Raw genomic sequence first — 5,750 nt, 5'->3', positions numbered from 1 at the left:
GCCGACAGCCGCACGTTGCTGTCCCGCGGGTCGTGCAGCTTGAGCTCGAGCCGCAGGCCGAGGCCGTCGCGCATGGCCAGGGGCACCTCGAGCCAGCTCGGGGTGGTGATGACGACGTGGATGCCGTAGGCGAGCCCTACGTTCACCAGTTCGCTCACCTTGGCCAGCAACGGATTACGGGTGTTGAACTGGTCGGTGTTGTCCCGGCCGAACGCGTACAGGTTGTCGATGACCAGGAACACCTCGCCGTAACCGTCGTCGGGCGCGGCGCCGTGCCTTTCCCGGAACATCTCGCGCCGCTGCCGAGACAGCAGCAGCTGCTCGAGCTCCCCGAAGGTGCGCCGGATGCGTTCGGGTTCCAGCGCCGAGGCGACGCTGCCGACATGCGCCAGGTCTTCCAGCGCCCGCAGCTTCCCGCCGCCGTAGTCCAGGCAGTAGAAGGTGACGTCGCGCGGCGAGTGCAGGCTGGCCGCCGACAGGATGAACGTCTGCAGCGCGGTCGATTTCCCGGACTTGGGGCCGCCGTGGATCACCATGTTGCCGGCCGCCGAGGTCGCGTCGAACACCAGTGGGTCCCGGCGCATCTCGAAGGGTTTGTCGATCTCGCCGAGCGGCCACTGCCACTGGCGCTGCGGCACCCCGGCCCGGGCCAGTACCGCGGTCAGCGGGATCGGCTCGTCCAGCGGCGGCAGCCACAGCTGCGGGGCTCGCGGACCGTAACGCGCCAGCTGGTCGCCGATCGTGGCGATCAGCTTGCGTGGCGGGCCGGTGAATTCCTCGTCCTCGGCGGCCGGGATCACCATGTCCTGCTCCGGTTCCACCCGTCCGGCCGTGAAAAGCTTGGGCTCCGGAACGGACTGCACCACAAGGGCCTTGGCCTTCTGCGGCGGGTCGTAGATGCCGTCGACGTAGGTGCTGCGGAACTTGATCGGGGTCGCGCCCGGGGCGGGCACCAGGAAGCCCACGCCCTTGTGCTCCTTGCCCGATTCGATGTGGTACGCGTCCTCCACGCCGATGATCTGGCGGGAAACGCTGGGACTGGCCACCTTCAAGCCGATGCGGTACGAGGTGTTCTTGTCGATGTCCTTGATCTTGCCCACGTCCAGCGTCTGCGACGCGAACAGGATGTGGATGCGGAACGAGCGGCCCTTGCGGGCAACGTAATCGAACAACTCCGCGTATTCGGGGTGATCGGCCAGCATCAGGGTGAACTCGTCGGCGACCACGAACAGCGTCGGGATCGGCGGCAGGTCGTGCCCCGCCGCGATCGCGCCCTCGTACTCCACCACCGAGTTGAACGCGCTGCCCTGCACGCGGCGGCCAGCCTCGCGCAGCAGTGTTTCGCGGCGGGCCACCTCACCGCGCAGCGTGTCGGCGAACCGGTCGGCCAGCGACTTCTTCTCGGCCATGTTGGAGATCACCGCGACCACCTGTGGGAAATGGCGGAAGCTGTCCGCGCCGGCCTCACCCTTGAAGTCGGCGTAGATCACGATCAGACGGTCGGCCGAATGGGTTGTCAACAGCGACAACAGGATCGACATCAGCGTCTGCGACTTGCCCGATCCCGTCATACCGATCATCAGACCGTGCGGGCCCATGCCGCCCTCGGCTTCGTCCTTCAGGTCGAAGAACAGCGGTTCACCGGTCGCGGTGACGCCGATGGGCACGCGCAACTCGTCCTCGCGGCGGCGCGGCGCCCACAGCGTGGGCACGTCCAGCCGCGAGGCGTCGCCGATGCCCAGCAGGGTGGTGAAGGTGGCGCCGCGCGTGGCCGCCGAGCGCAGCCCGGTGTGGGTCGGGTTGGAGTCCCAGCGCGACAGCTGGCGAGCCAGGTGGGCCGCCTCGTCGGCGCCGAGCAGGTCGGCGTCGTCGATGTAGGGCTGCCAGCCGCCGGTCTGCCAGCGCTCGATCGCGCCGTTCGCGACGCGCAGGATCGGCTTCTCCGGGTCCGAATACTGCTCGCGGTGCGGCGGGGTGGCGGAGCGGTGCACGACGGTGACTCCCGCGCGGCCGAGCGCGAGCGTCGAGGTGCTCAGGTCGAAGTCGGGGTCGTCGATGACGATCAGCAGGTGCCGCAGCGCGTCCGCGGGCTCGCCGGTGAACGCCGGCCGGTCGACGAACGCGGGGCCCAGCAGCAGGACCAGCTCGTCGGGGTTGGTCGACAGCAGGCGCGCCGGGCCCACGCCGTCGAACTCACCCGGAACATCCACGTGTGCAAGCCATTTCAGCCAGGACCAGTCTGGGCTCTCCAGGTCGCGGGAGACCAGGGCCACCCCAAGCACGGTCGGGTCGTGCCACGTCACGGCCTGGGCGAGCCAGGCGCGCATCGCCGCCCGCGCCTCATCGGGCTCACCCAGCACGGTGATCCGCGAGACCTTGGTCAGGTCGATCCCGGTGGGCACGTCGCGCACGACGCGGTGGGTGTCGAGCAGGCCGCGTAATGCGCTGTGCGACACGGGCTCCAGGTCGACCTCGTCCGCGGTGTCGTTCACTCGCAGCGCGGTGCTCAGGGGCACCTGGTGGCGGCCGGCGCGCAGGACCAGGAAGTCCGGGTCATGCGGATCGCGCTCCCATTGCCTGCGCGACCCCGGCACGGCGGCCAGGGCCACCGGGTCGGGGTGCGACCACTCGGCGGCCGCCCGTTGCTGAGCGGCCTGGGTGCGGATGTTGTCGCGGACCACCGAGAGGTAGCGCAGGTAGTCGGCGCGTTCGGCGTCGACCTCCTCGGTGCGCGTCTTGTTGTCGTTGCCGCGATACATCGCGGTGGCCGCCAGCAGCAGCACGAACGGGAAGAACAGCGTCTGCGGCGAGATCAGCCGCATCCCGGTGGCGAACAGCGCGACGACCATACCGACGATCAGGATCACCAGCACGTACGGCATCGCGCGGCGCAGGAACGACGGCGGGATCACCCGTGGCAACTCGGGCGGCGCCTCGATGTTGATGGTGCCCTTGCGGGTGACCGGCGGCGCCAGCCGGCGGCGGGCTTCGAAGATGAGTCGGCTCATCGGGGCGCTCCCTCTGCTGATGCCACGCGGCCGGGCTTGGTGTCGGGCGCCAGTCCGTCGTGTGCCAGCAGCGCGTCCGCCCGCGACAGCGTCGGGCCGGTCGCGAACAGCGAGAGCACCGACCAGGGTACGGGCACCGCGGGCTCGCTCAAGCCCAGGGCCTCAACGGTTTTGCCACGCCCGGCGGCCGAGGTCTCCGCCTCGTTGTCGATGCCGTAGCGAACTCCGGTGTCGGACACCCAGAACAACGACCCGGTGCCGGGCGCGCCGGCGCCGCCGGTGACGGTCTGGGCGAAGTAGCCGGTGCCCGGCGCCAGGGCGACGCGCGTCGCGGTGGCCGGGGAGGCGCCGCCGACCAGGTCGACGGTGCGGATCGATTCGGGTATCGGCAGGGCCGAGCCGGCCAGCAGGCTCAGCGAGCTGGTGGCGGCGCCGCCGGGCTTGCTCCAATAGGCGCACGTGACGGGATCTTTGGCCGCGTCGACGAGGGTGATCTGCTGGTCGGGGTAGCGCGCGGTGTCGAGCATCCGGGACACCGGCAGCTTCGCCACCGCGTCGGCGCCCAGCCGAGGCGGCTGGTCCAGCCCATAGGAGTTGGTGTTGCGCAAGATCGCCGCGAGCACCGGGGAGATGGGCTGCAGGCCGTCCGGCAACACCGCGTAGTAGCGCGGCGCACCCGACGAATTCTGTTCCAGGGCATAGGAAACCACCACTGCCCCGATCGGCGCAGGCACGCTGAAGCCAGCCGGCGCGCCGGCGTTCGGGATGGCGGGCGCCGTCAGCGACGGCGCTTCGGGGATGGCGTTGAACAATCCCAGTGCAATGGGCCGCGGCGCGGGCACCTCAGTGTTGTTGAGTCCCAAGCCAAGCGCGTTGGTGACCGCGTGATCGGCCAGGTTGAGCTGGCTGCGCCTGCCGTCCCAGAGGAGCCAGGTACTGTTGCCGCTATCGACCAGGACGGCCTGTTTGGCGTCGAGTTTCGCCGCGCGGGCACCGCCGCTGTCGGGGCGTCCGGCGATCACCGTGACGCCGGTGCTGTGGATGGCGTGCGCCGTCCCGCCGATGCCGTCACACACGGTCCAGTTGGCATCGCGCGTGGTGTTTTGCACCATGCGCTCCGGTGCGCCCGGGATACCGATCAGGTTTCCGCGCGGAAACCGGTCCAGCTCGGTGCTTTTCACCGTTGTCGGGTTGACGGGCTTACCGACGATCAACCGGGCCGACGTCAGATTGAGCACCGGATGCAGCTGTTCGCCCACCCGCACGTACAGGGCGGCCGTCGACCGGTCGGCGAGCACGGCGTTGGTGCCCACCGTCCCGTTGGGACGGATCAGCGAGAACACGAAGCAGCCCGCCAGGCCGGTGGCGAGCAGGACCACGCCCATCAGCACCGCGCGCAACTGGGTGCGCAGCGGGTCGACCAGCATCCTGGTGTCGTGCAGGGCGATCCCGGAAGCGATGCGCCGCATCACGAACCGCCAGCCGCTGACCTGGTGCCGGGTGACGAAGCCGCGGCGATACTCGACCTTGTCGGGATTGTCGTTGACCGGCGTGCGCGACGCGAACGAACGCCGATCGTCGGATTCGGGATTCGTCATGCCGGCACCGACAGCCCGAGTCCGCGCAACAACGGCTCCACCGAGTTCTCGACGTCTTGGTCGGTGATCGTCATCAGCTCCTCGTCACTGAATTCCCCGGTGCCCGCGTGCTCCGAATGGTCGAGCCGGAATTCGCGCTCCTCCTCGGAGCGTTCGACGATGTTGCGGACGAATCGACCGTTACCGGCGATGTCCAGGTTGCGCCGCGAGATTCCGTTGGCGTCGGGCGTCGACTCGGTGGCCAGCTTGGTGAACAACGCCTCCATGTGGTCGAGCGCGGCCTGTTCGAAGACGCTGTCGCGCTGCTCGGCCATCTTGTTCGCGATCTCGACGAGTTCCGACGGTGCGTACGAAGGGAAGTCGATGTTGCGGGTGAATCGGGAACGCAGACCCTCGTTGGTGTCCAGGAACTTGTCCAGATCGGCCCGGTATCCCGCGATGATCACCACCAGCCGGTCGCGGTCGTTCTCCATCCGTGCCAGCAGGGTGTCGATGGCGACCAGCCCGAAGTCGTTCTTCGCGCCGGTGGCCACCAGGGCGTAGGCCTCGTCGAGGAACAGCACCCCATCGAGTGCGCTGTCGATGATCGCGTTGGTCTTGGCTTCGGTCTCGCCGATGTGCTGGCCGATCAGGTCGGCGCGGTGCACCTCGCGGATGTTTTCCCGCTTCAAAAGCCCGAGGCCGCAATAGATCTTGGCGACCACGCGGGCGATCGTGGTCTTACCGGTGCCGGGCGGCCCGGCGAACACGAGGTGGTGGGCGCGCTGTGCGACAGCGAGGCCGCGCTGCTTGCGCACCAGCTCCATGCCGACCGAGCTCTTCAGCCGCGACACCTGGTTCTTGACCTCGTCGAGGCCGATGAACTCGGCCAGCTGGACTTCGGCCTCGTGCAGCAACACGGCCTTGCGCTCGTGGGCCGCGGGATCGACGAAGTCCTCCGCGCTGGGCTCGGTGTCCGGGTCCCAGGGGTCGGTGCGCGCTTCGATCCGCGCCGCGGTGGTGGTCGCGATCCCAAAGCTGGTGTCCAACAGGGCCTGTTCGATCTGTTCGTTTTCCGGGTGGGCCGCGTACAGATCCTGGAGCACTTCGCTCGCCGACTCCTCGTCGACGTGCGCCCGCAACACCAGCGCCTTGGCCAGCGCCC

2 protein-coding genes and 1 pseudogene are annotated in these 5,750 nt (G+C 69.0%); all 3 read right to left on the bottom strand.

Going from position 1 to position 5,750, the window contains the following annotated elements:
* Nucleotides 1-3,008, bottom strand: a 3,008-nt coding sequence (eccCa, locus tag A5704_RS08645) for a type VII secretion protein EccCa (RefSeq protein ID WP_067888496.1), incomplete at its 3' end; no start/stop codon positions are given.
* Nucleotides 3,005-4,606, bottom strand: coding sequence for a type VII secretion protein EccB (gene eccB, locus A5704_RS08640; protein ID WP_067757581.1), 1,602 nt, complete (start codon nt 4,604-4,606; stop codon nt 3,005-3,007). The genes eccCa and eccB, both read right to left, overlap by 4 nt.
* Nucleotides 4,603-5,750 (bottom strand): annotated as a pseudogene (gene eccA3 / locus A5704_RS08635) (type VII secretion system ESX-3 AAA family ATPase EccA3); the annotation flags it as partial. The pseudogene eccA3 and the gene eccB, both read right to left, overlap by 4 nt.

Origin of the sequence: Mycobacterium sp. E735, assembly GCF_001666955.1 — a bacterium.
Classification (GTDB): domain Bacteria; phylum Actinomycetota; class Actinomycetes; order Mycobacteriales; family Mycobacteriaceae; genus Mycobacterium.
The sequence above is the reverse complement of the archived record's forward strand: the minus strand, read 5'-3'. Positions and strand labels throughout refer to the sequence as shown.

Excerpts from the sequence above, each read along its gene's own strand:
- eccB (WP_067757581.1), bottom strand. The coding sequence starts at position 4,606 with ATGACGAATCCCGAATCCGACGATCGGCGTTCGTTCGCGTCGCGCACG.